Genomic DNA, 24,983 nt, shown 5'->3' with positions numbered 1-24,983 from the left:
CCGTCGAGGAGGTCCACGATGCGGAAGGACGCCGAGCGCAACCGCGCCGCGATCCTGGCCACCGCCGCGCGGCTGATCGCCGAGCGCGGCCCGGACGGGTTCTCGATGGACGACGTCGCGACCGCCGCGGGCGTGGGCAAGGGCACGGTGTTCCGCCGCTTCGGCGACCGTGACGGGCTCGTGCAGGCGGTGGTGGACGAGACCTCCGAGTCCTGGCGGGCGGAGGCGGAGGCGTTGTTGGGCGCCGGCGACGTCCCGCCGGACGAGCGGGTGATCACGTTCGTGGCGACCCTGTTCGACCACGTGGTCGCCGCGCTGCCCCTGGTGACCGCCTTCGAGCGGGTGTCCACGCGCAGCATCGCGTGCGACGCGGACGCCAAGCTCACGCACCACCGCCTCGTCACGTTGATCTCGCAGGTCAAGCCCGGTGTGGACGCCGAGTACCTGGCGCACGCCCTGATCGCGCACGTGCGTGCCGACACGCTGCACCACATGATCGACCGGTGCGGCCTGGACGTGGCACGGGTGCGCGCCGGTGTGATCTCGCTCGCGCGGAGCGTGCTGGCGGACGACCCGGCACGCGCCGGGAGTTGACCGGCGGCCCGGCTCCGGCGCCGTCCCGGGAACTCCGGTGTGATCGTCCTCGCCCGCCCGGGGCTTGGAGCGCGCCGGGGGAAGTGCGACGATGCCCAGGCTTGAGGGGGTGCGCGAGGAAGCCGGTGTGAATCCGGCACGGTCCCGCCACTGTGACCGGACCGAGGAGCCCGGGAGTCAGGAACTCGACCCCCGACTCATCGACCGGACACGGGCGTGGACACCCGAGGAAGGACACCGCCGCATGGGCGCGCGTTTCCCCTTTTCCGCTGTCGTCGGCCACGACGACCTCCGCACGGCCCTGCTGCTCAACGCCGTGCACCCCGGTATCGGCGGGGTGCTCGTCCGAGGCGAGAAGGGCACCGCGAAGTCGACCGTGGTCCGCGCCCTCGCCGCGCTGCTCCCGGAGCTGGACGTGGTGTCGGGCTGCCGGTTCGGCTGCGACCCGACGACACCGACCGACTGCCCGGATGGGCCGCACGACCCCGCCCCCGACGTGGAACGGCGGCCGGCCCGGCTGGTCGAGTTGCCGGTCGGTGCGACCGAGGACCGGCTGATCGGCTCGCTCGACCTGGAGCGCGCGTTGACCGAGGGCGTCCGCGCCTACCAGCCCGGTCTGCTGGCCGCCGCCCACCGGGGCGTGCTGTACGTGGACGAGGTGAACCTCCTGCACGACCACCTCGTCGACCTGCTGCTCGACGCCGCCGCCATGGGCCGCGCGCACGTCGAGCGCGAAGGCGTGTCCGTGTCGCACGCCGCGTCGTTCCTCCTGGTGGGCACCATGAACCCAGAGGAGGGCGAGCTCCGCCCGCAGCTGCTGGACCGCTTCGGCCTCACGGTCGCGGTCCGCGCTTCGCGGGACGTGCCGACCCGGACCGAGGTCGTGCGGCGCCGGTTGGCCTACGAGGCCGACCCCGAGGGCTTCGCCGCCCGCTGGGCCGAGGCCGATCAAGAGCTGGCCCGCCGGATCGTCGCCGCCCGCGACCGGCTCGGGGACGTGGTGCTGCCGGACGCGGAACTGCGCCGCATCTCCGGGATCTGCGCCGCGTTCGAGGTGGACGGGATGCGCGCGGACCTCGTCGTGGCGCGCACCGCGACCGCGCACGCCGCCTGGCGCGGCGCTGGAGAGGTGGCCGAGGAGGACGTGGAGGCGGCCGTGCGGCTGGCGCTGCCGCACCGCAAGCGCCGCGACCCGTTCGACGAGCCGGGGCTGGAGGAGGAGCAGCTGAACGACGCCCTCCAGCAGGGCGCGGAAGCCGCCCAAGAGCCCGAGACCGACCCGGCCGCGGACCCCGGAACCGACCCCGACGATCCGGAAACCGACCCCGACGGCCCCGGGACCGACTCCGGGACCGACCCCGACGGCCCGGACGGCGGTGGCGGCTCGGAGCTGCCCGGCACGCCACCGGAGTCCACTTCGGACGATCAAGGCAACGGCTCGACCGACGGCTCGACCGACCGTTCGACCGATCGCTCGCACGCGCCGGCGCCCGCGTTCCGCGCCCGGCTGCTCCAGGTGCCGGGCGTCGGCGAGGGCGCGCCGGGCAAGCGGTCGCGCGCCCGCGCCCGCACCGGCCGCGTGGTCCGCTCATCCACTGTGGACGGTTCGGGCCTGCACCTCCTCGGCACGCTCGCCGCCGCCGCGCCGCACCAGGCCGCCCGGGGCCGCAGCGGTCCCGGCCTGCGGCTGCGCGGCGCGGACCTGCGGCTCTCCGTGCGCGAGGGCAAGGAGGGCAACCTCGTGCTGTTCGCGGTCGACGCGTCCGGCTCGATGGCGGCCCGGCAGCGGATGTCGGCGGTCACCGGCGCGGTGATCTCCCTGCTCCGCGACGCCTACCAGCGGCGGGACAAGGTCGGCGTGGTGACCTTCCGCGGTCGGGAGGCCCAGGTCGCCCTGCCGCCGACGAACTCGGTGGACGCGGCGGCGGCCCGGCTGCGCGCCCTGCGCACCGGCGGTCGGACCCCGCTGGCCGACGGCCTGCTGCGCGCCCGCCGCGTGCTCGACGTCGAACGCGTCCGCGACCCCCGCCGCCGACCGCTGCTGGTGCTGCTCACCGACGGCCGCGCGACGGCGACCGGCACGGGCGGCGACCCGATGCGCGACGCCCTGCGCGCGGCCGGCCTGCTGGCCGCCGACCGGGTGGCGTCGGTCGTCGTGGACTGCGAGCACGGCCCCGTCCGGCTCGGCCTCGCGGCCAGGGTGGCGGACGCGATGGAAGCGGCGTGCGTGCGCCTGGAAGAACTGTCCGCAGACCAGGTGGCGGGCGTCGTGCGCGCCGCCCGAGCCGCTTAGGAGCGTCGAAAGTGCCTCAAGGACAACCGTCCGTCGTCCCGAACGACGGCCTCAGCACCCGCCAGCGCCGCAACCGGCCCCTGGTCGTGCTGCACACCGGCGAGATGAAGGGCAAGTCGACCGCCGCCTTCGGCCTCGCGCTGCGCGGGTGGAACCAGGGCTGGTCCATCGGCGTCTTCCAGTTCGTGAAGTCGGCGAAGTGGAAGGTCGGCGAGGAGTCGGCGTTCCGCGCGCTCGGCCGCCTGCACGAGCAGACCGGCGAGGGCGGCCCCGTCGAGTGGCACAAGATGGGCGAGGGCTGGTCCTGGACCCGCAAGCAGGGCACCGAGGACGACCACGCCGCCGCCGCGCGCGAGGGCTGGCAGGAGATCTCCCGCCGGCTGGCGACCGAGCGGCACGGCCTGTACGTGCTCGACGAGTTCACCTACCCGATGCACTGGGGCTGGCTCGACGTGGACGAGGTGGTCGACACCCTGGCCAACCGACCCGGCCACCAGCACGTCGTCATCACGGGCAGGCACGCGCCCGGGAAGCTGGTCGACGCCGCCGACCTCGTGGTGGAGATGACCAAGGTCAAGCACCCGATGGACGCGGGCCAGAAGGGGCAGAAGGGGATCGAGTGGTGAACCGGCTGGTGGTCGCCGCGCCCGCGTCGGGCAGCGGCAAGACCACCGTGGCCACCGGCCTGATGGCGGCGCTGCGCCGCGCGGGCGACCGAGTCGCGCCGTTCAAGGTCGGTCCGGACTACATCGACCCCGGCTACCACTCGGTGGCCACCGGCAGGCCGGGCCGCAACCTCGACCCGGTCATGGTGGGCGAGCACCGGGTGGCGTCGCTGTTCGCGCACGGCGCCAAGGGCTGCGACCTGGCCGTGGTGGAGGGCGTGATGGGCCTGTTCGACGGGCGGGTGGACACCGAGGGCATCGGGTCCACCGCGCACGTCGCCAAGCTGCTGTCCGCGCCGGTGCTGTTCGTGGTCGACGCACGGGGGCAGAGCCGCAGCCTCGCCGCCCTGCTGCACGGGTTCCGGGGCTACGACCCGACCGTGCGGCTCGGCGGGGTGGTGCTCAACCAGGTCGGCTCCGCCCGGCACGAGCAGGTGCTGCGCGGCGCGTGCGCCGAGGTCGGCCTGGAAGTGCTCGGCGTGCTGCCGCGCGACGACAAGTTCGCGCTGCCGTCGCGCCACCTCGGCCTGGTCACCGCCGCCGAGCACGGCCCGGCCGCCACCGCCGCCGTGGACGCCATCGCCGACGCCGTCGCGCGGCACGTCGACCTGGACGCCGTGCGGCGGCTCGCCGCCGAGGTGCCCGCGATGGCGGTGCCCACCTGGGATCCGCACGCCGAGGTCGACCCGGTCGGCGGCACGCCGACGATCGCGGTCGCGGGCGGCGCGGCGTTCACGTTCGGCTACGCCGAGCAGGTCGAGCTCCTCGCGGCGGCCGGCGCGGACGTCGTCGTGGTCGACCCGCTGCGCGACGAGACCCTGCCCGACGGCACCGCCGGCCTGGTGCTGCCCGGCGGTTTCCCCGAGCAGCACGCCGCCGAGCTGTCGGCCAACGAGGGACTGCGCGCCGCCGTCGCCACCCTGGCCCGCGCCGGAGCGCCCGTGCACGCCGAGTGCGGCGGCCTGCTGTACCTGGCGAACTCGCTGGACGGCGCGCCGATGTGCGGCGTGATCGACGCGGACGGCTCGATGACGTCCCGGCTCACCCTCGGCTACCGCGACGCCGTCGCGCCGCAGGACTCCGTGCTGGCCCGCGCGGGGGCCCGGATCACCGGCCACGAGTTCCACCGCACCGCGCTGAGCGTCCCGCACGGCGCGAAACCGGCCTGGCAGTGGCGCGGCCACGACCTGCGCCCGGTGGCCGAGGGATTCGTCCTCGGCCGGGTGCACGCGTCGTACCTGCACACCCACCCGGCGTCCGCGCCGGAGGCCGTGACCCGCTTCGTGCGGGCCTGCGCGAACGAGTCCGCGCGCTTCGAGGCCACTCGTTAGTGGATCGTGCTCGCGCGGTACGGTCCTTGCCCACCAAGCCGAACACGTCGTGGGGAGCAGTTGTGATGACTGGTCGGGTCTCCTTCGTGGGCGCCGGTCCCGGTGCCGCCGATCTCATCACCGTGCGCGGCGCGAAGCGGATAGCCGAGGCCGACGTCGTGCTGTGGGCGCCCAGCGTGATCGAGGTGGAGTGCGTGCGCGAGCACGCCCGCGCCGACGCCGAGCTGGTCGACTTCTCCCGCGTCACCGACGTCGAGGTCGTCGAGGTGTACCGGCGTGCGTCGGCGGGCAAGCTGAAGGTGGTGCGGCTGCACGCGGGCGACCCGTCGCTGTGGGGCGGCTTGCGCGACCAGCAGGACGCGTGCCGGCGGCTCGGCCTGGAGACCGACGTCGTGCCGGGCGTGTCCCAGGTGTCCGCGGCGGCGGCGGTCGTCGGCCGCGAGCTCACCACGTCGGACGTCGCGCAGTCGTTGCTGCTGGTCGGCCCCGACACCGCCGAGCACGTCGAGGAGTTCGCCGCGCACGGCACCACGATGGCGATCTCCGCGTCCGGCTCCCGCGCCGGCCTGCTGGTCGAACGGCTGCGCGCGGGCGGTTACGCCGACGACACGCCGGTCGTGGTGGCGCACAAGGTCTCCCTGCCCGACGAGACGGTCGCGCAGACGACGGTGGGCGAGCTGGAGGCGTGCGTCAAGGAGCACAAGCTGTACCGCACCACGCTGTTCCTGGTCGGCAAGGTGCTCGCGCAGCCCGCGCCGCGCCGCCGGGTCCCGGTGGTCGAGGGCGACGAGCCGGTGCGCGGGCCACGGGCGTCGAAGTGGGCCGCGCGGGCGAACCGACCGGTGGTGAAGTCGACCGGCGACTCGGCGTCGGCGGCGGCGTGGTCGGCGGTGCACGACTGGCAGGAGACCGCGCGCACCAAGCGTGCCGCGCCCGCGAGGCCGAAGCCCGAGCCGGTCGACGAGCCGCTGCTGGAGCTGGTCGTCGACCTGCCCGCCGACGCGTCGCAGGACGTGCCGGTGGAGCACGACGCCAAGCCGAGGCCCAAGCCCGTGGTGGCCGCCGCCGCGAAGCGCAAGCCGACCACCGTGCAGGCGAGCACGACGCCGCGCAAGCCGTCCGGGACGCGGGTCAAGAAGAACAAGCGCGTGAACTGACGTGGACGTCCTCGCGCTGCACCGCTTCGTCGTGGCCGCCGGTCGTACCTGGGACGACGTGACCGTCGTGGACGCCGGGGCGCTCGGCTCGCGGCACGCGCTGAACGTGTGCCGGGCCAAGCCCGCCGTCGTCGTCTCCGGCGCCGACCCGGCGGAGCTGGCCCGCGGGCTGGCCGGCTGGCGCCGCTCGCTGGTGGTCGCGTCGGCCGCCGGGATGTCCACTGTGGACCCGGCGGACGCGGTCGCGCGCCCGTGGTCCGAGCCCGGTGCGATCCTGTGCCTGGCCGAGCAGAACTTCGCGCCCGCCGGCGAGGGCTGGGCGTTGCCGGACGGCGACTTCGCCCAGCGCGACGGCATGATCGCCGTGGCCGAGGTGCGGGCGCTGGTGCTGGCCCGGCTCGCGCCGCGCCCCGGCGTGCTGGTGTGGGACGTGGGCGCGGGTCCAGGCGCGATCGGCGTCGAGTGCGCCCGGCTCGGCGCGGCCGTGGTCGCGGTGGAACGCGACCCGGTGCAGTGCGTGCGGATCATCGCGAACGCCTCCGCGCACGGCGTGGACGTGCGCGTGGTCGAGGCGGAGCTGGACGAGGCGGGCGAACTGCCCCGGCCGGACGCGGTGTTCGTCGGCGGCGGTGGCGCGGACGTGGTGCGGCGGTGCGTGCGGTCGGGCGCCCGGCGGGTCGTGGTGGCGACTCCCGACCTGGACCGCGTGCTGCCCGCGCGTGACGCGCTGCTGGAGGCCGGGTACGAGGTCGAGGGCAGTCAGGTGTCCGCCGCCCGCCTCACCGGCGGCTCGTTGCTGGCCACCAACCCGGTGACCGTGCTGTGGGGGGTGAAGAAGGCGTGATCGGTGTGTTCGCCGCCGGCGAGCGCGGACGGCGGGCCGCGGTGGAGCTGGCCGGGTTCCTCGGGCCGGACGCGGTGGTGCCGGACGGTCCGATCGGGCCCGCGCTGCGCGCGTTGTGGCCCCGGCTGGGTTCGGCGGTGTTCTTCCTCGGCACGGAGGCGACCGTGCGGCTGGTCGCGCCGCTGCTGCGGGACGAGCGGGCCGACCCGGGCGTGGTGTGCGTGGACGGCGGGTTCGCCGTGTCGCTGCTCGGTGGCGCGGACGCCGTGGCCGAACGGGTCGCCGACGTGCTCGGCGCGCAGGCCGTGACCACGTCGGCGTCGGCCGGGTCGCCGCTGGACGAGCTGGTGGAACTGCTGGACGCCACCGTCGAGGGCGACCTGGCCGCGTGCGGCGAGGCGGTCCGGCTGGGCGAGCACGTGCTGCTGGCCAACCCGCTCGGCTTCCCGCTGCCCGCGCTGCCGGACAACGTCGTCGCCCACGGCCACGCGACGGCGTGGAGCGTGCTGGTGGACGACCGCGTGCCCAAGGGCCCCGCCGACGACCACGTGGTGCGGGTGGTGCCGCGCACGCTCGTCGTGGGCGTCGGGTCGAGCACGGGCGTGTCGGCGGCGGCGGTCTCGGCGGCGCTGGCGCAGCTCCAGGAGAGGCGCGGGCTGGACCTGCGGGCCATCCGGGCGTTCGCCACGCTGGACCGCAAGGTCGCCGAGCAGGGCATCGCGGACGCGTTGGAGGACTGGGGTTTCTGGCACGACTCGACCACCGCGCCGCTGCTGTCCTACCCGGGCGAGGAGCTGGCGGTGATCCCGGTGCCGAACCCGGCGGAGCTGGCCATCGGCATCCCGAGCGTGGCCGAGGCGGCGGCGCTGCGCGGCGCGATGGAGCTGTCCGGCGGCGGCCGGGTGGAGATCGCGGCCGAGAAGGTGAAGGGCGCCGGGGTGACGGTCGCCGCCGCACGAGTGCTGCCGCGCGGTCGGTTGGCGCTGGTGGGGCTGGGTCCGGGTGACGCGGACGAGCGCACGCCGCGCGCGGAGGCCGAGCTGCGGCGGGCGTCGGTCGTGGTGGGCAGCGCCGAGTGCGTGGCCCAGGTGCGGCACCTGCTGCGGCCGGGCACCAGGGTGGTGGCGGACGGCGCGGTGCGGCTGGCCGAGGACGGCGCGGCGGTGGCGTACGTCGAGGCGGGCGCCGGGCCGGAGGTTGCCGGGCCGATTCGGGCCGATGTCATCCGTGTGACAGGTGTCACTCGTCAACTGTGAAGTGCCGACCAGCCGTCTAAAGGCGGTTGTCGCTTTCGCCGTCTTGGTCCTAGCTGGAGGAGCGCCCACACCCGGGCGCCCCTGCATCGGAAGGATCGACATGGCGAAAACCCTGCGTCGCCTGCTCACCGTCCTGGCCACAGCGGTGGCCGCGGTCGGTGTGATGACCGTCGCGCCCGCCTCGGCCGAGACGTCCTCGGACACCGGCGTGTCGCCGTTCATCGTCGGCGGCACCCGCGTGTCCACCAGCACCTACCCGTGGGTCGTGTACCTGGCCACCAGCACCGGCGGCCAGTTCTGCGGCGGCACGCTCGTCAAGGCCAACAAGGTCGTCACGGCCGCGCACTGCGTCAGCGGCCGGAGCGCGTCGAGCACCCGCGTGGTGCACGGCCGCGACGACAAGCAGAGCACGGCGGGCACCGTGGCCACGGTCAGCTCGATCTGGGTCCACCCCAGCTACCGGACCGCGAGCTCGGGCTACGACGTCGCGGTGCTGACCCTGGGCACCGGCATCAGCTCCACCTACCTGCCGCTGGCCACCCCGTCCGACACCGCGCTGTACGCGGCGGGCACGAGCGCCCGGATCTACGGCTGGGGCACCACGTCCTCCGGTGGCTCGGCCTCGCGGTACCTGCTCGGCGCGACCGTGCCGGTGACGTCCGACGCGACCTGCCGCACGGCCTACTCCAACTACAGCGCGACCTCCATGGTGTGCGCCGGCTACCCGAACGGCGGCACCGACACCTGCCAGGGTGACTCGGGCGGCCCGCTGGTCGCGGGTGGCAAGCTCATCGGCGCCACCTCGTTCGGCCGCGGCTGCGCGCTCGCCGGCTACCCCGGCGTGTACTCGCGGATCGCCACGTACTACTCGACGATCACCGCCCAGCTGTAACCACCCCGCGACGGGCCCACGACCGGGTGTTCGGCCGGTCGTGGGCCCGTTCGGCGTGTCCTTCCGGACAGCGCAGGCCGGTGTTCTCATGATGTGGGGCACTCGGGTTGGACATGACATGTCCGGTGTGGATGCTTCTACCCATGCACGGTGAACAGCACTACCTCGTGGGCCTGGACCTGACCGGTCGGCGGGTCGTCGTCGTCGGCGGTGGCACGGTCGCGCAGCGCAGGCTGCCCAGGCTGGTCGCGGCGGGCGCGAGGGTGGAGGTGATCTCACCGGAGGTGACCCCGTCGGTCCAGGGCCTCGTCGACGGTGGCGAGGCGGTCTGGCACGCCCGCGAGTACGCCGACGGCGACCTGGACGGCGCCTGGTACGTGCTGGCCTGCACGTCGTCGCCCGAGGTGAACGCGCGGGTCACGGCGGACGCCGAGGAGCGCCGCGTGTTCTGCGTGCGCGCCGACGTGGCCGTGAAGGGCACCGCCGTCACGCCGGCGGTCGGCGAGCACGACGGACTGCTGGTCGGCGTCCTCGCGGGCGGGCAGCACCGCCGGTCCGCCGGGGTGCGCGACGGCCTGCTCTCGGCGCTGCGCGACGGTTCCACCGCCGACCACCACGACCAGCCGGCGGGCGTGGCGCTCGTCGGCGGCGGCCCCGGCGACCCCGACCTGATCACCGTGCGCGGGCGCAGGCTGCTGGCCAGGGCGGACGTCGTGGTGGCCGACCGGCTCGCGCCGCGCGAGCTGCTGGACGAGCTGCCCCCGCACGTCGAGGTGGTGGACGCGGCGAAGATCCCGTACGGCCGAGCGGCGACGCAGGACTTCATCAACACCACGCTGGTCGAGCACGCCAAGGCGGGCCGGTTCGTGGTGCGCCTCAAGGGCGGTGACCCGTACGTGTTCGGCCGGGGCTTCGAGGAGCTGATCGCGTGCGCCGAGGCGGGCGTGCCGGTCACCGTCGTGCCCGGCGTGACCAGCGCGTTCGGCGTGCCGGCGCTGGCGGACGTGCCGGTGACGCACCGGGGCGTCGCGCACGAGGTGGTGGTCGTGTCCGGGCACGTCGCGCCGGACGACGAGCGGTCGCTGGTCGACTGGCCGGCGTTGGCCCGGCTGCGCGGCACCGTCGTGATCCTCATGGGGGTGGAGCGGGCGGAGGCGTTCGCGGACGCCCTCATGGCGGGCCGTCCGGGCGACACCCCGGTGTCGGTGATCCAGGAGGGCAGCACCCGCACCCAGAAGGTCGTGCGGTCGACGCTGGCGTCCTTGGCCGCCGACATCGTCGAGCACGGCATCCGCCCGCCCGCGATCATCGTTGCGGGACCGGTTGCCGCGCTGGCGGACGAGCTGCCGTTCCGCTCCTGAGCGCCGGCCCCGCCCCGGCGGCCACGACCAGCGCCAGCCCGCCGAGGGCTGCCCACGTCGTGCCGCCGGGGTGGACCAGCGGCTCGCCGCGCAGCGCCTGCCAGACCAGCACCGCGAACAACCCGGCGTACCCGAGGGCGGCCACCGCGACCAGCCGGGTGCGGACGTGCTCGGCCAAGCCCAGCGCGGCCAGGCCGAGCGCCAGCAGGACCATCACCTGGAGCCCGTGCATCCCGACGAAGTGCGGCACGCGCAGGTCGCCGCCGGTCGTGCTCCAGCCCGTGATCGGCATCCCGGCGCCGCCGTCGGGCACGCCCACGCTGTGCCCGCCCACCAGCTCGACCTCCCGGCCGCCCGCGTCGACCGCCGTGACGGGCTCGCGCGGTCCCACCATCAGGTAACCCGACGCCATGCCGAGGACGGCCAGGTAGAGCCCGCCGCGCACGGCCCACCGCACGTCCGGCCGCCCGAAGCGCTGGAACGACAGCACGAGCGCCAGCACCACGTTGGCCAGGAACATCGCCGGGATCAACGTCCCGAAGGTCATCTGCACGAACCGGTTCAGCGGGTCGTCGGAGCTGTTGTAGTGGGTGAACATGCCCCGACCCGCCTGCAGGGCGATCAACCCGACCTCCAGGAACATGATCGCCGCGATCACCGTCGCCGCCCCGGACGTCCATCTCCGCCCCCGGTGGGGCAGGGAGAGCAGCCACGACAGCGTCGCCGAGTAGACCGCCAACGACAGCGCGAACTTGAACGGCTTGGCCCACAACGACACGTCCTGGAGCACCCGCCCGTCGAGCACCGCCGCCACCGCGCACCCCAGCGCGCCCACCGCCATCACCACGGCCAACCACAGGGTGGGCCGGTGCCAGGTCTTCGTCATGGGCCAAGCGTCGTCGGACGCCCCGCCAAGATCACTGGTGCAGGCAGGGCAGTGCGAGGTAGGGCCGGCCCTGCCCCCGGTGGGACAATGGCGGCGAGTGGAACGGGGACGTCGTGGCGGTGTGGGTGCGGCTCGCCGGGGTGGGGCTGGCCAAGGTGAGGTTCGCCTACTCCCCGGTGTTCGAGACCGTGATGGCGGTCGACGGCCTCCGGACACCGGGCGCGCACGCCGTGCACCTGCCGTGGGTGCGGTGGGCGCGGGAGAGGATCGACGGGATCCCCGGCCTGGACACGTTGCTGGCCCGGCTGGAGGGCCCGGCGAAACCGGCCGACCTGATGCCCGTGCCGGACGTGCGGATGCCGGACCTGGACGCCGAACTGCGCCACGTCGCCCGACCGGAGGCCGACGTGATCCGGCGCTGCCACGAACTCCTCATCGCGCCGCACTGGAAGCGCATCACGGCCGTGCTCGAAGCCGACATCGCGGCCCGGGCGGCGACCCTGGCCGACAAGGGCGTGGAGGCGGTGTTCCACGACCTGCACCCGGAGGTCACGTGGGCCGACGGCGAACTGGTGCTGCACCGCAAGCCCGAGCACCGCGTCGACCTGGCCGAACGGGGTCTCGTCCTGTGCCCGAGCGCGTTCTGCTGGCCGAAGGCGTGGATCGCGATCGACCCCGTGGGACAAGGGGTGCTGCGCTACCCGGCGCGCGGCATCGGCGCGCTGTGGGAGGACCGGGGGACACCGCACGACCTGGCGGCCCTGATCGGCCGGACCCGCGCCCGCCTGCTCACGTTGCTGTCCGCGCCGAGGAGCACGACGGACCTGGCGGCGGCGCTGGGCGTCACGGCGGGCGCGGTGTCGCAGCACATCGGCGTCCTGCGAGCCGCCCGCCTGGTCACCACCCGCCGCGAGGGCCGGCACGTGCTGCACATGCGCACCACCCGCGCCGACACCCTCATGACCTGACCGCGACACGACAACGGCACCTCGCCCGTGGACGAGGTGCCGTTGTCGAAGAGCTGCGGACTAGTGCTGGGCCACCCGGCGCGGGCGACCCGAGTTGCCACCGCGGTCGCGCTCGGGACGGCCGCTGCGGAAGCCGCCGAAGCTGCCACCGTTGCTGCCGCCGGCGCTGCGACGAGCTCCGCCACCCCCACCGCCACCACGACGGGCGCGGACCGGGATCTCGGGCTCGACCACGGGGATGCCGCTCGGCACGCGAGCGCCCGTGATGCGGACCAGTTCCTCGTCACCGGGACGGACCTTGGTCGAGGTCGGGCGGACGCCCGCCCGCGCGGTCAGGCCCTGCACGGTGCGCCGCTGGTCGTGCGTGACCAGGGTGACGACCGTGCCGGACTGGCCCGCGCGCGCCGTGCGACCGGCGCGGTGCAGGTAGTCCTTCGGGTCGGCCGGCGGGTCGACGTGGACCACGAGGCTCACGTCGTCCACGTGGATGCCGCGCGCCGCCACGTCGGTGGCGATCAGCACCGGCATGCTGCCCTCGCGGAACTGGGTCAGGACGCGCGTGCGCGCGCTCTGCGCCTTGCCGCCGTGCAACGCGCCGGCGTGCACGCCCATCGACCGCAGCTTCTTGGCCAACCTGTCGACGTGGTGCTTGGTGCGCACGAACATGATCGTGCGGCCCTCGCGCGCGGCGACCTCGGTGACCACGTTCTGCTTGTCCTCGGCGGACACGAACAGCAGGTGGTGGTCCATCGTGGTGACGCTGCCCGTGGGCGGCGAGACCGAGTGGACCACCGGGTCGTGCAGGTACTGGCGGACCAGCTTGTCCACGTCGCCGTCGAGCGTCGCGGAGAACAGCAGGCGCTGGCCGTCCTGCGGGGTCAGGTCGAGGATCGCCCGGACCTGCGGCATGAAGCCCATGTCCGCCATCTGGTCGGCCTCGTCCAGCGCGGTGAACATGACCTCGGACAGGTCCGCCGTGCCCTGCCGCACGTGGTCGGACAACCGGCCGGGGGTGGCGATCAGCAGGTCGACGCCACGGCGCAGCGCGTCGACCTGACGCGGGAACGACGTGCCGCCGACGACCGTGCGGCACCACAGGCCCAGCGACCGGGCGAACGGGTTGAGGGCTTCCTCGACCTGCATCGCCAGCTCGCGGGTGGGCACCAGCACGAGCGCGCGCGGCTTGAGCGGCTTGGCCCGACCACCGGTCAGGCGGGACAGCAGCGCCAGGCCGAACGCGAGCGTCTTGCCGGAGCCGGTCTGGCCGCGACCGAGGAGGTCACGACCCGCCATGGCGTCCGGCAGCGTGGCGGCCTGGATCGGGAACGGATCGGTGATGCCGGCCTGCTCGAGCGCGCGCAGCAGCTCGTCGGACAGGCCCAACTCCGCGAACGAGGGCAGCGGGCCCTCGGGCATGGTGCTCTCGACGTGGTCGGGGATGGTGGTCGCCAGCTCCGCGGCGGGAGCGGGACGACGGTTGCCCTGGCCTGGGCGCCTGTTACTGCGGGAGTTGCGGAACTGCGGGCGCTCGGAACGGCCTTGGGACATTGTCGGCAAAACAAACCTCCGGGACACGGCACGTCTCGAGGATTGCTCTGCTTGAGCAGGCGCGATCGCGGGGACGGGCCCGGCGCGCGGACCGCGCCGATAGTGGTTGGGAAGCACCACCGGCCACTCTGGCGGCCTGGGGCACTCAGTGGCGCCACCGGGCGGTGCACCACTCAGTCTAGCTGATCACGCGGCGGTGTTCGTCATCGCGGCGGTGTTCTCGCGCACACGGGTGGTGAGCCGGGCGGTCACCGGCACCCCGCCGACGATCATTCGGAACCACAAAGTACCAGGTGGCGACCGGTTCAGCCCGGCCGCCGCGCGCCGAGGTCAGCCCCACGCCCACCGGCTGAACGGAGCAACGGCGGTCGGCGTGGTGAGCGGACCCGGGACTTCGACCTCCCGCAGCCGCGCGCCGGCGAGCTCCGGGCCGGGTGTCGACCCGGAGCTCGTGCGCGACCTGCTGCTCGGCCCGCCCGTCCACCACCGGACGGTGGCGGGCGAGCCCCGTTCGCCGGACGCGGTCTACGACCTCGCCCGGTCCCCGCTCACCGCAGTCCCGCCAGCTCCAGCAGCATCCCGGTGACCTCGTGCGGCTCCGCCAGCTCCGGCGGCAGGCCGCGCGAGGTGAACCAGCCGGCCACGTTGCGCACGTCCCGCTCCAGGAACTCGGGCCCGCGCGGGTTCGCCACCAGGTCCACCACCTGCGGCAGGTCGATCACGACCAGCTGCCCGTCGTGCACCATCAGGTTGAACGCCGACAGGTCGCCGTGCCCCAGCCCGGCGGACGCCATCACGCCCAGCGCGTCCACCAGCTGCCGCCACAGGCCGAGCAGCTCGTCCGGCTCCGGCCGCAGCTGGGCCAGCCTCGGCGCCGCCGCGCCGTCCGTGCCGACGAACTCCAGCAGCAGCTCGGTGCCGTCGCGCTGCACCGGGTAGGGCACCGGCGCGCCCAGCTGCCAGAGCGTGGCCAGCGCGGCGAACTCGGCCACCGCCCACCGCTCGGCGATGAGGTTGCGGCCGAACGCGCTGCGGTTCGTCATCGCGCGCATCTCGCGTGACCGGCGCATGCGCCTGCCCTCGAGGTAGCCCGCGTCCCGGTGGAACAGCCGGTGGTCGTTGCTGCGGTACCGCTTCGCGGCCAGCAGGCACGACCGGTCGGTGCCGGGCATCGCGCGTTCCAGCAGGAAGACGTCGGCCTCCTTGCCGGTCTTCACGATCCCCAGCTCGCGGTCGACCGCGGACAGGTCGGTGACCAGCCACTCCGGGTGCGGTTTCGGGCCCTGGTCGGCATCGCCCCAGGTGGACCAGCGGTCGCCGTCCTCCGGGACGTCCGCCGCGACGGCGTCCTCCCGCAGCTGGGCGAGGCGGTCCTTGGCCTCTTCGGTGAGGCGTCCGCGCCGGCCCGGCTCGACGTCGCCGTCGGTGCGCGCCTGGGTCTTCTTCGCTTTCTTGGCACGCCACTTGAGGTCGTCGGCGTGCTCGAAGTCGGATTCGAACTCGGTGTGCTGATCGTGCTCGCGCACTGGATGTGCTCCAGGTGAAGTGGGAGTGATCGCCCCCACCCGGCGCGGTGTGGTCTTTCGCGCGGGTCCGCCTCAGGCGGGCGGGGCGAGCGGACGGGTCGGTGCCACGTCCCGGACAGCTGTCGCCATCTGGCACCTCCTCGACTCCGCCGTGGTCTGCCACCACCGGCGCTCTGCGCGTACGGGCACAGGTTGCCCGGCCGTCGGCACGGCCGCAACCGATTTACCGCTTCACCGCGTCTCGCCGTGCGGTCGTCTCCGCACTCCGCGTCGACCCGCCCTGCCCCCGCGTTCCTAGCGCGATTCCGCGCGGTAGCTGCTGCGTTCGCCCATCCAGGCCGCGGCGAGCTGGGCGATCACCAGCGAGTCGTGCCGCAGCACGCGTTCGTCGTGCCACTGCGGCGCCTTCGGCGCGACGGACAGCATCCGCTGCCGGGCCGTGCCGCTGAACTCCACCAACGCGGCCACCGCGTCGTCCACCTCGTCCGGCGCGAGCGGCCGGGGGGCCGCGGTGCCGGGGAGCGTGAGCGTGGTGTCGCTGAACGTCGCCGAGGTGCCGAGGTCGCGGGCCAGCTGGTGCTCCACCGACTCCGCGTTGACCTGCCGCTGTCGCCAGGTGTGGTCGGCCAGGGCCAGGCGCAGGCCGAGCAGGCGGGCCAGGCACACCCCGGACCACACGCGCTTCAAGGCTCCCGGCGCGTCGAGCGCGTCGGTCCGCAGGTCCTCGGTGATCCCCCGCAGCTGGGCCGGGGTGACCGGGTCCGAGGACGTCGTGCCCGATGTGGCGGGTGGTGTGTCGGCGGTCACCCGGTCATTCTGTCACCACCCTCACGAGTGGTGACAAATCCTGACTTCCAGTCACGCAAACGGCGGTCAGCGGTGTGAGAACGAACGGCGGTAATCCTTTGGCGGGACTCCCACCACGGACGTGAAGTGGTGCCGCAGGAGCGCGGCCGTGCCGAAGCCGGAGCGGTGGGCCACGTCCTCCACGGTGAGCCGGGTCTCCTCCAGGAGCTGGCGGGCGCGCAGCACGCGCTGGGTGGTGAGCCAGCGGTGCGGCGTCGTGCCGGTCTCGGCGGCGAAGCGGCGGGCGAACGTGCGTTCGGACATGGTCGCCCGCTCGGCCAGGCTCGCGACGGTGTGCTCCTGGTCGAGCCGGTCCTGGAGCCAGGCGAGCAGCGGCTGGAGGCTGTCGGCCTCGTGCGGCGGCGTCGGCACCTCGACGAACTGGCGCTGACCGCCCTCCCGCTGCGGTGCGACGACCATGCGCCGCGCGATGGTCGCCGTGACGGCCGCGCCGAACTCCCGGCGGACCACGTGCAGGCACGCGTCGATGCCCGCGGCCGTGCCCGCGCTGGTGACGATGTCGCCGTCGTCCACGAACAGCACGTCCGGGTCGACCTTGGCGTCGGGGAAGCGCTCGGCCAGGTCGCCGGCGTGGCGCCAGTGCGTGGTGCAGCGGCGGTCGTCCAGCAGACCCGCCGCGCCGAGCACGAACGCGCCGCTGCACACCGACAGCAGCGTGGCGCCCCGGGCGTGGGCTTCGCGGAGGGCGTCGAGGAGTCGCGGCGGGTACTCGACGCGGATCTTCGCGGCGGCCACGGCGACCAGGTCCGCGTCGGCCAGCGCGTCGAGGCCGTGCGCGGGGACCACGGACGCGCCGACGTCCGTGGTGACCGGCTCGCCGGGGCGTTCGCCGCAGACCCGGAAGTCGATCGGCGGCACGCCGTCGTCGGTGCGGTCGACGCCGAAGACTTCGCAGATCACGCCGAACTCGAACGGTGCGAGGCCGTCGATGAGGACGGCTGCGACGGTGCGGAGCATGTCGTCAGAGTACTTGGCGGGATTTTGATTCACAACGGCAAGACTGCCAATTGTGGCTGGTTCTTGTGCATCGCACAGTTAGTGCCATGACTGCGATCCTCTTCGCCCTGGCCGTCGTGGCGCTGGTCGTCTACGGCCTGGAGCGCAATCACCAGCGACAACTCCACCTGGGCTCCCGCCTGGCGGGCAGCACGGACACCGAAGACCGCGACCTGCCGCGCGTGGCGGCCGACCTGCGCGCCATCACCACGCACCCGACCGCGCACCGAGGCGTCGCGCCCCGGCACCCGGTCGCGCCCGTGCGTTCGATCCACCCGGCCCGTTCGGCCTGACGGCTAGACGATCAAGTCGGCGGTCGTGGGACCCGTCCGCTCCACCCGGAGGCCGGCCCGGCCCGCGACCTTGACCAGGCCCTTGAGGTCGGTCGGCTCGGACCGCGACTTGACGATCGCCTGAGCCAGCCGGCCCTTGTGCGCCTTGTTGAAGTGGCTGACCGCGTTGCGCCGCCCTGTGCCGTCCTCGGTGACCACGCGGATCACGGCGGCCCGGGGGATGCGGGCCAACGAGGTGTACGGGCTGGACCGCAGGTCGACGACGAACTCGTCGGCGGCGGCCAGCACCGGTTCGAGCGCGGGCCGCCACAACCCGCCGAGAGGGCCGATGGAGGGCGGCACGCTGCCACCCGACAACCGGTAGGCGGGAATCGGATCCCCGCCGCCGACCACGCCGAACAGCGCCGAGGCCACCGAGAGGCGCGCGAAGGCCCGGGACTTCTCGGTCTTCGTCAACGCGTCGAGGCCGAGCGCGTCGTACAGCACCCCGGTGTACCTGGCGAGTGCGGGCAGCGTGGGTGAGCGGCGCAGCTCGGCGTTGCGCTCGACCTCCCCGGCCTGGCGTTCGGAGAGCCCGAGCACGGCGAGGCTCGCGGGGACGTCGGCGGCGAGTTCGACGAGGGCGTCGACCAACTTCCCGCGGACCGGCGTGAGCTCCGGGTGCGCCAACAGGTCGAGGTCGAGCGGCGCACCGGAGCCACCGAGGGCCTTGGTCTCCGACGGGGGGAGCAGTACCAACACGAGGGTCGAGCCTATGCGCCGACCAGTCCCAGCCCCACTCTCACCCACCACCTCACCGCCCACCACCGCACAGGCACTTCCCCTGCACCCCACCGCGCCGGCACCCCGCAAGGCTCCGCCCCGCCTCCTGCCCGCCCCCGGTCAGCCCGACTGGCCGACGCAGAACTGGTTGCCGTCCGGATCGGCCAGGACGGTCCAGGTCAGGCCCGGCACGGTGTGCTCGCCGATCTCCGTCGCGCCCAGCCCGACCAACCTGGCCACCTCACCCGCGCGGTCCTCGACGTGGGAGTCGAAGTGCACCCGGTTCTTGCCCGGCGTCGGGTCGTCGACGCGTTGCAGCCCCAGCTGGAGCCCGCCCTCGCCACCCGCCGGCGCGAGGATCAGGAACTCGCCCCAGTCGTGCTGCACCGCCGTGCCCAACGCCTTGGTCCAGAAGTCCGCCAGCCGGTGCGGGTCGGTCGTGTCGATGGTGATCATGCCGATGGTGATGCCCATGGCCCGGCACGCTAGCGGCGGCCACCGACAACTCCCGCCGCCCGCGCCCCGGGTAACCCGTTGGAACTGATCAGGGCAGGTTCACTACCCTTTCCCGGACAACCCGCCCACGAGGAGCACCCACCGTGATCACGAGGATGTCGTCGCTGTTCCTGCGCACGCTGCGCGAGGACCCGGCGGACGCCGAAGTACCCAGCCACAAGCTGCTGGTCCGCGCCGGCTACGTGCGCCGCGTCGCGCCGGGCGGTTACTCGTGGCTGCCGCTGGGGCTGCGGGTGCTGCGCAACATCGAGCAGATCGTGCGCGACGAGATGGACGCCTTCGGCGCGCAGGAGATCCAGTTCCCCGCGCTGCTGCCGAAGGAGCCCTACGAGGCGACGAACCGGTGGACCGAGTACGGGCCCAACCTCTTCCGCCTCAAGGACCGCAAGGGCGCCGACTACCTGCTCGGCCCCACCCACGAGGAGCTGTTCGCGCTCACTGTGAAGGGCGAGTACTCCTCGTACAAGGACTACCCGGTCACGCTCTACCAGATCCAGACCAAGTACCGGGACGAGGCGCGCCCCCGCGCGGGCATCCTGCGCGGCCGTGAGTTCCTGATGAAGGACTCCTACTCCTTCGACCTCGCCGACGAGGGCCTGGCGCAGTCCTACCAGCGGCACCGCGAGGCCTACATCCGCATCTTCGAGCGGCTCGGCCTGGAGTACGTGATCGTCTCCGCCACGTCGGGCGCGATGGGCGGCTCGGCGTCGGAGGAGTTCCTGGCGGTCGCGCCGACCGGCGAGGACACCTTCGTCCGCAGCACGGAGTCGGGTTACGCGGCGAACGTGGAAGCCGTCGTCACGCCCGCGCCCCCCGAGCAGGACCCGGCGGCGCACCCCGCGGCGCAGGTGCACCACACGCCGAGCACGCCGACCATCAAGACCATGGTCGACTTCCTCAACGCCAACACCGACCGCACCTTCACCGCCGCGGACACCCTGAAGAACGTCCTGGTGAAGACCCGGAAGCCCGGCGAGCAGGACTGGACGCTGCTGGCCATCGGCCTGCCCGGCGACCGCGAGGTCGACCTCAAGCGCCTGGAGGCGGCGGTCGAGCCCGCCGAGGTGGCGATGCTGGAGGAGGCGGACTTCGCCCGCAACCCCTTCCTGGTCAAGGGCTACATCGGCCCGGGCGCGATCCAGGCCAACGGCGTGGAGTACCTGGTCGACCCGCGCGTGGTGCGCGGCACGGCGTGGGTGACCGGCGCGGACAAGGCCGACCACCACGTGGTGGACCTGGTCGTCGGCCGCGACTTCACCCCCGACGGCACGATCGACGTGGCCGAGGTCCGCGAGGGCGACGCGTCGCCGGACGGCAAGGGCTCGCTGGTCGCCGCGCGCGGCATCGAGATCGGGCACATCTTCCAGCTGGGCCGCAAGTACGCGGACGCGTTCTCGCTGGACGCGCTGGGCCCGGACAGCAAGCCCATCCGGATCACCATGGGCTCGTACGGCATCGGCGTGTCCCGCCTGGTCGCCGTGATCGCCGAGCAGAGCCACGACGACCGCGGTCTGATCTGGCCGCGCAACGTCGCGCCCGCCGACGTGCACGTGGTCGTCGCCGGCAAGGACGAGACGCTGCTCGCGGGCGGCGAGAAGCTGGCGGGCGAGCTGTCCGCGGCGGGCCTCAAGGTGCTGCTGGACGACCGCAAGGCGAGCCCTGGCGTGAAGTTCGCCGACGCCGAGCTGATCGGCGTGCCGACGATCCTGGTGGTCGGCCGCGGCCTGGCGAACGGCCTGGTCGAGGTCAAGGACCGCCGCACGGGCGAGCGCGAGGAGGTGCCGGTCGCCGACGCGGTCCAGCACCTGCTGGCCGTCGTCAAGGGCTGACACCACCCGATCGGACCGCAGAAGGGCGTACCGGCCACCACCGCCGGCTGGGAACATCCGGGCATCGGGGATGACACCAGGAACGTGATGAGCGGCCACGCCGACGCGGTGGTGCAGGCCGGCCGGGTCGAGCAGGTCCGGATCGGCGACCAGCACGACCGCCGCGGCGTGGTCGCCCTGCTCGTGGTCGTCGTGCTGGTGGTCGTGGGTGGCGTGGTGGTGGTGTGGCGGCTGACCCGGGAGGAACCGGACCCGCCCGCCGCGCCCCTGGCGAACACCGACCTCCGGCTCAAGGACGACTGCACGTCCGGCTGGGTGGTCCCCGAGCGCGGTGACGCGCCCGTGCCGTTCACCACGCGCCGCCCGGTCGACGCGGTGCTCGCCGCGGGCGGCGAGGTCGTCGTCACGGTGCAGGGGCGGACCCGCGCGTCGGTGGTGCTGCAGTCGGCGCGGGTCGAGGTGCTGAGCCGCACCCCCGCCCGCGCCGGTGTGTTCCTGCCCTCGCCGTGCCAGGCCGACGTGGTGCCCCGCTTCTTCCAGCTCGACCTCGCCGCGGCGTCCCCCGAACTGGTGCCGAGGGCGTTCGAGGGCGAGCCGCAGACCTTCCCCTTCCGGGTCGACGAGGTCGAGCCGGAGCAGTTCGTCATCACGGCCCTCGTCCCGGACGACGAGGAGGTCGCGTGGCGGCTCCACCTCAGGTGGACGTCCGGCTCCACCGAGGACGAGTTGGTCCTCGACGACGGCGGCGAGCCCTTCCGCACCACGGGCACCGCCGCGGCGCGGCGGTTCTGCCTCCTCGACGGTGGCTCCCGGTGGCAGCCGTCGTGCTGACCCGGGTCGTGGTCGGCGCGCTGCTCGCCGTGGTGGCCGGGTGTGGCGCCGCACCCGAGCCGCCGCCGTCCTTCGCGCCGCCGCGGTGGTCGGAGCAGGACCGGTCCGAGTTGCCCGCGGAGCTGGCCTCGCTCTACGTGCGGGCCGCGATCGGCTGGGACGGCGGGCTGCTGGTGGCGGGCGACTACCCCGAGCCCGCGCTGTTCTCGTCCCCGGACGGGCGGACGTGGACCGAGCAGGCTCCCGAGGGGTTCGGTGACCACCTGCGTGGCCAGCCGTTCGCCGCGTACGGCTCCACCGCCTACGTCCTGGGCGGCGCCGCGGGCGAAGTGGCCGTGTGGCGCACGGAGGACGGCACGACGTGGCAGCGGACGCCGCTGCCGCACGGCGACTTGGACGACCCGTTCATGGCCATCGCCGCCGGGCCGCACGGCGTGCTGGTCGTCGGGTCCGACGGGTTCGACTACGCCGCCGGGCTGGAGGCCGAGCACACCCCGGAGGACTTCTTCGGCTTCGAGTTCTGGCACTCCGCCGACGGCGAGGAGTTCCGGTACGCGGGCGACCTCTCGCTCGCGCGCACCGTGATCGGCCTCGCGCCGCGGGTGGTCGCGACGGACGACGGCTTCCTCCTGCACGACTCCGGCGCCCACGGCGTCGACGTGTTCCGCGAGGACACGCCGCTGTACCGGTCGACCGACGGCGAGTCCTGGCAGTACCTCGGCGAGGGCCTGCCGATCGGCACCCGCCTCGCCGTGGGACGTGCCGGGTCCCTGACGTTCGTGCTGGGCCAGAGCCCGAACGGCCTGTACGCGCGGTACCGGCGTGATGGCGACAGCCGGTGGAGCGACGGCGCCATCGACCTCGGGCGGCTCCCGGACGTCGCCGTCGTGCCCCCGGCTCAGCAGTGGCCGACCGCGGCCCACCCGTGGGGGACCGGGTTCATCGCGATCGGCCGGACGGAACGGGGTGAGGCCGGCCTGGTGTGGTCGTCACCGGACGGCATCACGTGGACCCGGGCGCCGGTGCGGGACAGCGGGTTCGACCGGCTCACCGAGCTGGTGGCGGTCGCGTCGAGCCGGGGCGAAGCCTTCCTGCTCGGGCTGGAAGGCTTCCCCCCGAACGTGGAACTGCACCTGTGGCGCGCCGGCCTCAGCGGTTGAGCACCACGGCCAGGACGGTCGGCGTGTCGGACAGGTCCTCCAGCACGGCGTGCGCGCCGGCCTCCCGCAGTTCGGCCACGCTGCTGCGGCCCGTCGCCACGCCGATGGCGACGGCTCCGTGGTGCAGCGCGGCGTCCACGTCGTGCGGGGTGTCGCCGATGACGACCGCCCGGAACTCGCGGGTGTGCTTGGCCGTGGCCAGCCGCACCGCCTCCAGCACCAGCGCGGGCCGGTGCTCGGACACCGAGCCGTAGCCGCCGATCCCGAGGTCCAGGTGCGCGTCGAGCCCGAACGCGGCCAGCTTGTGCCGGGCGATCTCCACGAGGTTCCCGGTGACCAGCGACTGCACGACGTCCTCGCGCCCGGCCAACGCCGCCAACGCCGCCGAAGCGCCCGGGAGCGCGTGCCCGCGCGCCGGCAGCAGGTCGCGTTCCCGCGTGGCCACGTCGACCAGCTCCGCGTGCAGCCGGGCCACCAGCTCCTCGGTCGGCTCCAGGTCGTGCGCGGTCAGCAGCTCACGCGTGATGGCGCGCTCGGTGCGGCCGGCGAAGCTGGGCACGTGCACGAGGTCCAGGCCCGAGACCGCGCGGAACGCGGTGCGGTACCACTCGTGGCCGAGGCCCCTGGCGTCGATCAACGTCAGGTCGATGTCCCACAGCACCAACGTGTTCACGACCGCCGCACGCTCCCCAGGATGCGCCGCACGTCGTCGTCCGACGGTCCCTCGGCCACGTGCGGCCCGCCCTCTGCGACGTTGAGCACGAACACGGCCACCTCGGCCCCGTTGCGCGTCGCCACCGCGCTGACCGTGGCCTTGGGCGCGTAGCAGGCGCTGGCGGACTTGGGCGTCACCTCGACGCTGAGCCGGACCACCTCGTCGTCACCGGACTCGACGCGCGGCTCGCCGATCCCGGGCGGCGCGCCGTTCACCGTGTACCCGCCGGCGGCGATCCGGTTCACCAGCTCGGTGGCGACCTGCTCCGGGTCGTCGTCGACGACCGAACCGGCCATCGCCTGCGCCTGGATCATGCTGCGGCCCTGGCACTGGAACGGCCGCGACACGTACGTGGTGCTCAGCGCGACCCGCCCGGACGAGCCGGCGCCGCCTGCCTCCCAGGACGGCGGCAGCTCGTAGGACAGGCCGGCCTTCCCGTCGTCCACCGGCTGCCAGTCGGGTTCGGTCGCGGTCGACGTGGTCGTCGTCGGGGCGGGCGTCGCCCGGTCGTCACCGGAGTTCAGCACCGCCAGCGCGGTGACGCCGCCGCCGACCACCAGCACGGCGACCACGGCCAGCGCGATCCACAGCGGCGCGCGGCTCGGCCGCTTCGGCGGTTGTTGCTGGTAGACGCCCAGCCCCGAGTAGCTCACCGGCTCACCGGCTCAGCGGCTTCACGGAGTCGACCATGCCCTGCAACTCGGCCTCGGTCGGCGGCTTCGGCTCGGCCGGGCCGCCTTCGAGGTCGCCGTTCGCCATGAACACGTGGAAGCCCTTGTCCCCCTTGAGGACCAGGACCTTCACCATGCCCTTGGTGGCCAGGCACTCGTTGCCGGAGGTGGTGGCGGTCGCGTCGACCTGCACGCCCTCGATGTCGCCCAGCGGGCTCGGCAGCTTCACCGGCTTCGGCTCGCCGAGCTTGACCTCGGACTTGGGCGCGGCCTTGTAGTACTGCGTGGCGAGCTTCTGGGCGAAGTCCTTGGCCACCGCGGTGAGGTCGGTCTGCGGCACCACGACACCGCCAGCGCCACCGCGGTTGAAGCCCTTGCCGCCGCAGTCGTACGCGCCGCTGACGGTGAGGCCGGTCAGCTTCACGTCCTCCATGGCCTCGACCGGCGCGCTGCCCGGCGAGGGCGACCAGCCCTTGGGCACGTCGTAGCTGTAGGACAGGGCGTTCACCGGCAGGCAGTTCCAGCCCTGCTGGACGGGCTCGCAGGTGGCGTTCGGCGGGGTCGACGGCGTCGTCTTCGTCGTGGTGGTCGTGGTCGTCGACGTGCTGCTCGTCGTGTTCTGCGCGACAGGCGACGAGTCGTCCGGCCGGGTCAGCACGAACGCGGTCACGCCGCCGCCGACCAGCAGGACGACGACCGCGCCGATCACCAGCCACAGCTTGGCCTTGCTCTTCTTCTCGGGCGGCGGCTCCTCACCGCCGGAGAAGACGCCGAGACCGCCGTACGAGCCGCCGTAGTTCTGCGGGAAGACCTGCTGCGGGTAGCCCTGGTCCTGCCGGCCCCAATCGCCCTGGTTGGGCTGGCCGCCCCAGCCGGGCTGCCCGTCACCTGGGTGAGTCACGGCCCAAACCGTACCTGGTGCCGCTCGCGGCCCGGACCGCTCCGATCAATTCAGCGCGCGTTGACTTCTGTGGGGGCACGCCATAGCCTCCAATTCAACACATGATGAACTATCTAGGAGG

Annotated in this window: 24 protein-coding genes and 1 riboswitch; of the genes, 14 read left to right on the top strand and 10 right to left on the bottom strand. The window is 73.8% G+C overall.

The window, feature by feature from the left end; all coding sequences use genetic code 11:
* Positions 1-18: 18 nt before the first annotated feature.
* The 9 genes from ACQPYE_RS33580 (at position 19) to cobA (ending at position 10,393) form a co-directional block, all read left to right on the top strand.
* The gene (locus ACQPYE_RS33580) at positions 19-594 is read left to right on the top strand and encodes a TetR/AcrR family transcriptional regulator (RefSeq protein ID WP_498717114.1); all 576 of its coding nucleotides are present in this window, start codon (positions 19-21) and stop codon (positions 592-594) included.
* Positions 595-709: 115 nt separating this feature from the next.
* A riboswitch (cobalamin riboswitch) is annotated at positions 710-781 on the top strand.
* Positions 782-838: 57 nt separating this feature from the next.
* A complete protein-coding gene (locus ACQPYE_RS33575) occupies positions 839-2,887 on the top strand; it encodes a putative cobaltochelatase (RefSeq protein WP_498717113.1) in 2,049 nt (682 codons plus the stop codon).
* Between the two features lie 11 nt (positions 2,888-2,898).
* Positions 2,899-3,513, top strand: coding sequence for a cob(I)yrinic acid a,c-diamide adenosyltransferase (cobO, locus tag ACQPYE_RS33570; RefSeq protein ID WP_498717112.1), 615 nt, complete (start codon positions 2,899-2,901; stop codon positions 3,511-3,513).
* A complete protein-coding gene (locus tag ACQPYE_RS33565; RefSeq protein WP_498717111.1) occupies positions 3,510-4,883 on the top strand; it encodes a cobyrinic acid a,c-diamide synthase CobB in 1,374 nt (457 codons plus the stop codon). Before cobO ends, ACQPYE_RS33565 begins: the two co-directional genes overlap by 4 nt.
* Before the next feature lie 65 nt (positions 4,884-4,948).
* Positions 4,949-6,040, top strand: a complete 1,092-nt coding sequence (locus ACQPYE_RS33560; RefSeq protein ID WP_498717110.1) for a cobalt-precorrin-4/precorrin-4 C(11)-methyltransferase — start codon at positions 4,949-4,951, stop codon at positions 6,038-6,040.
* 1 nt (position 6,041) lies between these two features.
* A complete protein-coding gene (locus ACQPYE_RS33555; RefSeq protein WP_498717109.1) occupies positions 6,042-6,884 on the top strand; it encodes a bifunctional cobalt-precorrin-7 (C(5))-methyltransferase/cobalt-precorrin-6B (C(15))-methyltransferase in 843 nt (280 codons plus the stop codon).
* Complete coding sequence (locus ACQPYE_RS33550) at positions 6,881-8,140, top strand: cobalamin biosynthesis protein (protein WP_498717108.1); 1,260 nt, start codon at positions 6,881-6,883, stop codon at positions 8,138-8,140. The genes ACQPYE_RS33555 and ACQPYE_RS33550 overlap by 4 nt, the downstream gene beginning before the upstream one ends.
* A 100-nt stretch (positions 8,141-8,240) precedes the next feature.
* On the top strand, positions 8,241-9,032 hold the full coding sequence (locus ACQPYE_RS33545) for a S1 family peptidase (protein ID WP_498717107.1): 792 nt from the start codon (positions 8,241-8,243) through the stop codon (positions 9,030-9,032).
* 143 nt (positions 9,033-9,175) lie between these two features.
* Complete coding sequence (cobA, locus tag ACQPYE_RS33540) at positions 9,176-10,393, top strand: uroporphyrinogen-III C-methyltransferase (protein WP_498717106.1); 1,218 nt, start codon at positions 9,176-9,178, stop codon at positions 10,391-10,393.
* Here cobA and ACQPYE_RS33535 read toward each other — a convergent pair.
* The gene (locus ACQPYE_RS33535; protein WP_498717105.1) at positions 10,338-11,279 is read right to left on the bottom strand and encodes a hypothetical protein; all 942 of its coding nucleotides are present in this window, start codon (positions 11,277-11,279) and stop codon (positions 10,338-10,340) included. The genes cobA and ACQPYE_RS33535 overlap by 56 nt on opposite strands.
* 113 nt (positions 11,280-11,392) lie before the next feature.
* Here ACQPYE_RS33535 and ACQPYE_RS33530 point away from each other — a divergent pair, with 113 nt between their 5' ends.
* Positions 11,393-12,247 carry an ArsR/SmtB family transcription factor gene (locus tag ACQPYE_RS33530; protein WP_498717104.1) on the top strand — a complete coding sequence of 285 codons (855 nt, stop codon included), beginning with the start codon at positions 11,393-11,395 and terminating at the stop codon, positions 12,245-12,247.
* 60 nt (positions 12,248-12,307) lie between these two features.
* Here ACQPYE_RS33530 and ACQPYE_RS33525 read toward each other — a convergent pair whose 3' ends face one another.
* The 4 genes from ACQPYE_RS33525 to ACQPYE_RS33510 form a co-directional block, all read right to left on the bottom strand.
* On the bottom strand, positions 12,308-13,795 hold the full coding sequence (locus ACQPYE_RS33525) for a DEAD/DEAH box helicase (RefSeq protein WP_498717103.1): 1,488 nt from the start codon (positions 13,793-13,795) through the stop codon (positions 12,308-12,310).
* A gap of 548 nt (positions 13,796-14,343) precedes the next feature.
* Positions 14,344-15,321, bottom strand: coding sequence for a serine protein kinase RIO (locus ACQPYE_RS33520; RefSeq protein ID WP_498717102.1), 978 nt, complete (start codon positions 15,319-15,321; stop codon positions 14,344-14,346).
* A gap of 294 nt (positions 15,322-15,615) precedes the next feature.
* Positions 15,616-16,128, bottom strand: a complete 513-nt coding sequence (locus ACQPYE_RS33515; RefSeq protein ID WP_498717101.1) for a hypothetical protein — start codon at positions 16,126-16,128, stop codon at positions 15,616-15,618.
* 66 nt (positions 16,129-16,194) lie between these two features.
* The gene (locus ACQPYE_RS33510) at positions 16,195-17,145 is read right to left on the bottom strand and encodes a helix-turn-helix domain-containing protein (protein WP_498717100.1); all 951 of its coding nucleotides are present in this window, start codon (positions 17,143-17,145) and stop codon (positions 16,195-16,197) included.
* An 86-nt stretch (positions 17,146-17,231) separates the two neighbouring features.
* Here ACQPYE_RS33510 and ACQPYE_RS33505 point away from each other — a divergent pair, with 86 nt between their 5' ends.
* The gene (locus ACQPYE_RS33505) at positions 17,232-17,477 is read left to right on the top strand and encodes a hypothetical protein (RefSeq protein ID WP_498717099.1); all 246 of its coding nucleotides are present in this window, start codon (positions 17,232-17,234) and stop codon (positions 17,475-17,477) included.
* Positions 17,478-17,480: 3 nt separating this feature from the next.
* Here the strand turns inward: ACQPYE_RS33505 and yaaA are convergent, their stop codons facing one another.
* Positions 17,481-18,218 (bottom strand): peroxide stress protein YaaA, encoded by a 738-nt coding sequence (yaaA, locus tag ACQPYE_RS33500; RefSeq protein WP_498717098.1) that lies wholly within the window; start codon positions 18,216-18,218, stop codon positions 17,481-17,483.
* A gap of 141 nt (positions 18,219-18,359) precedes the next feature.
* Positions 18,360-18,713 carry a VOC family protein gene (locus ACQPYE_RS33495; protein ID WP_498717097.1) on the bottom strand — a complete coding sequence of 118 codons (354 nt, stop codon included), beginning with the start codon at positions 18,711-18,713 and terminating at the stop codon, positions 18,360-18,362.
* 125 nt (positions 18,714-18,838) lie between these two features.
* On the opposite strand from ACQPYE_RS33495, the gene ACQPYE_RS33490 reads away from it, so the two are divergent.
* The 3 genes from ACQPYE_RS33490 (at position 18,839) to ACQPYE_RS33480 (ending at position 22,575) form a co-directional block, all read left to right on the top strand.
* Positions 18,839-20,584, top strand: a complete 1,746-nt coding sequence (locus ACQPYE_RS33490; protein ID WP_498717096.1) for a proline--tRNA ligase — start codon at positions 18,839-18,841, stop codon at positions 20,582-20,584.
* A gap of 87 nt (positions 20,585-20,671) precedes the next feature.
* Positions 20,672-21,415, top strand: a complete 744-nt coding sequence (locus ACQPYE_RS33485; RefSeq protein WP_498717095.1) for a hypothetical protein — start codon at positions 20,672-20,674, stop codon at positions 21,413-21,415.
* Positions 21,397-22,575, top strand: coding sequence for a beta propeller repeat protein (locus ACQPYE_RS33480; protein ID WP_498717094.1), 1,179 nt, complete (start codon positions 21,397-21,399; stop codon positions 22,573-22,575). The genes ACQPYE_RS33485 and ACQPYE_RS33480 overlap by 19 nt, the downstream gene beginning before the upstream one ends.
* On the opposite strand, the gene ACQPYE_RS33475 is transcribed toward ACQPYE_RS33480, so the two are convergent.
* Genes ACQPYE_RS33475 through ACQPYE_RS33465 form a run of 3 tightly spaced genes read right to left on the bottom strand, consistent with a single transcriptional unit; the run spans position 22,565 to position 24,862 of the window.
* Entirely contained in the window at positions 22,565-23,248 is a 684-nt protein-coding gene (locus tag ACQPYE_RS33475) for an HAD family hydrolase (protein WP_498717093.1), read from the bottom strand. The genes ACQPYE_RS33480 and ACQPYE_RS33475 overlap by 11 nt on opposite strands.
* Positions 23,245-23,943, bottom strand: coding sequence for a DUF8017 domain-containing protein (locus tag ACQPYE_RS33470; RefSeq protein ID WP_498717092.1), 699 nt, complete (start codon positions 23,941-23,943; stop codon positions 23,245-23,247). Before ACQPYE_RS33470 ends, ACQPYE_RS33475 begins: the two co-directional genes overlap by 4 nt.
* Before the next feature lie 4 nt (positions 23,944-23,947).
* Positions 23,948-24,862: a DUF8017 domain-containing protein gene (locus ACQPYE_RS33465; protein ID WP_498717091.1), complete on the bottom strand. Its 915-nt coding sequence runs from the start codon at positions 24,860-24,862 to the stop codon at positions 23,948-23,950.
* Positions 24,863-24,983: the final 121 nt, after the last annotated feature.

The sequence above is a fragment of the Actinosynnema sp. CA-299493 genome, assembly GCF_050946825.1.
Lineage (GTDB): Bacteria > Actinomycetota > Actinomycetes > Mycobacteriales > Pseudonocardiaceae > Actinosynnema.
Note: the sequence above shows the minus strand (reverse complement) of the source record. Positions and strands in the feature narration are given on the sequence as shown.

Bases quoted from the DNA above. Each gene is read 5' to 3' on its own strand.
- ACQPYE_RS33580 (WP_498717114.1), top strand. From the start codon at position 19: ATGCGGAAGGACGCCGAGCGCAACCGCGCCGCGATCCTGGCCACCGCC.
- ACQPYE_RS33575 (WP_498717113.1), top strand. From the start codon at position 839: ATGGGCGCGCGTTTCCCCTTTTCCGCTGTCGTCGGCCACGACGACCTC.
- ACQPYE_RS33560 (WP_498717110.1), top strand. From the start codon at position 4,949: ATGACTGGTCGGGTCTCCTTCGTGGGCGCCGGTCCCGGTGCCGCCGAT.
- ACQPYE_RS33545 (WP_498717107.1), top strand. From the start codon at position 8,241: ATGGCGAAAACCCTGCGTCGCCTGCTCACCGTCCTGGCCACAGCGGTG.
- cobA (WP_498717106.1), top strand. From the start codon at position 9,176: ATGCACGGTGAACAGCACTACCTCGTGGGCCTGGACCTGACCGGTCGG.
- ACQPYE_RS33535 (WP_498717105.1), bottom strand. From the start codon at position 11,279: ATGACGAAGACCTGGCACCGGCCCACCCTGTGGTTGGCCGTGGTGATG.
- ACQPYE_RS33525 (WP_498717103.1), bottom strand. From the start codon at position 13,795: ATGTCCCAAGGCCGTTCCGAGCGCCCGCAGTTCCGCAACTCCCGCAGT.
- ACQPYE_RS33510 (WP_498717100.1), bottom strand. From the start codon at position 17,145: ATGCTCCGCACCGTCGCAGCCGTCCTCATCGACGGCCTCGCACCGTTC.
- ACQPYE_RS33505 (WP_498717099.1), top strand. From the start codon at position 17,232: ATGACTGCGATCCTCTTCGCCCTGGCCGTCGTGGCGCTGGTCGTCTAC.
- ACQPYE_RS33495 (WP_498717097.1), bottom strand. From the start codon at position 18,713: ATGGGCATCACCATCGGCATGATCACCATCGACACGACCGACCCGCAC.
- ACQPYE_RS33485 (WP_498717095.1), top strand. From the start codon at position 20,672: ATGAGCGGCCACGCCGACGCGGTGGTGCAGGCCGGCCGGGTCGAGCAG.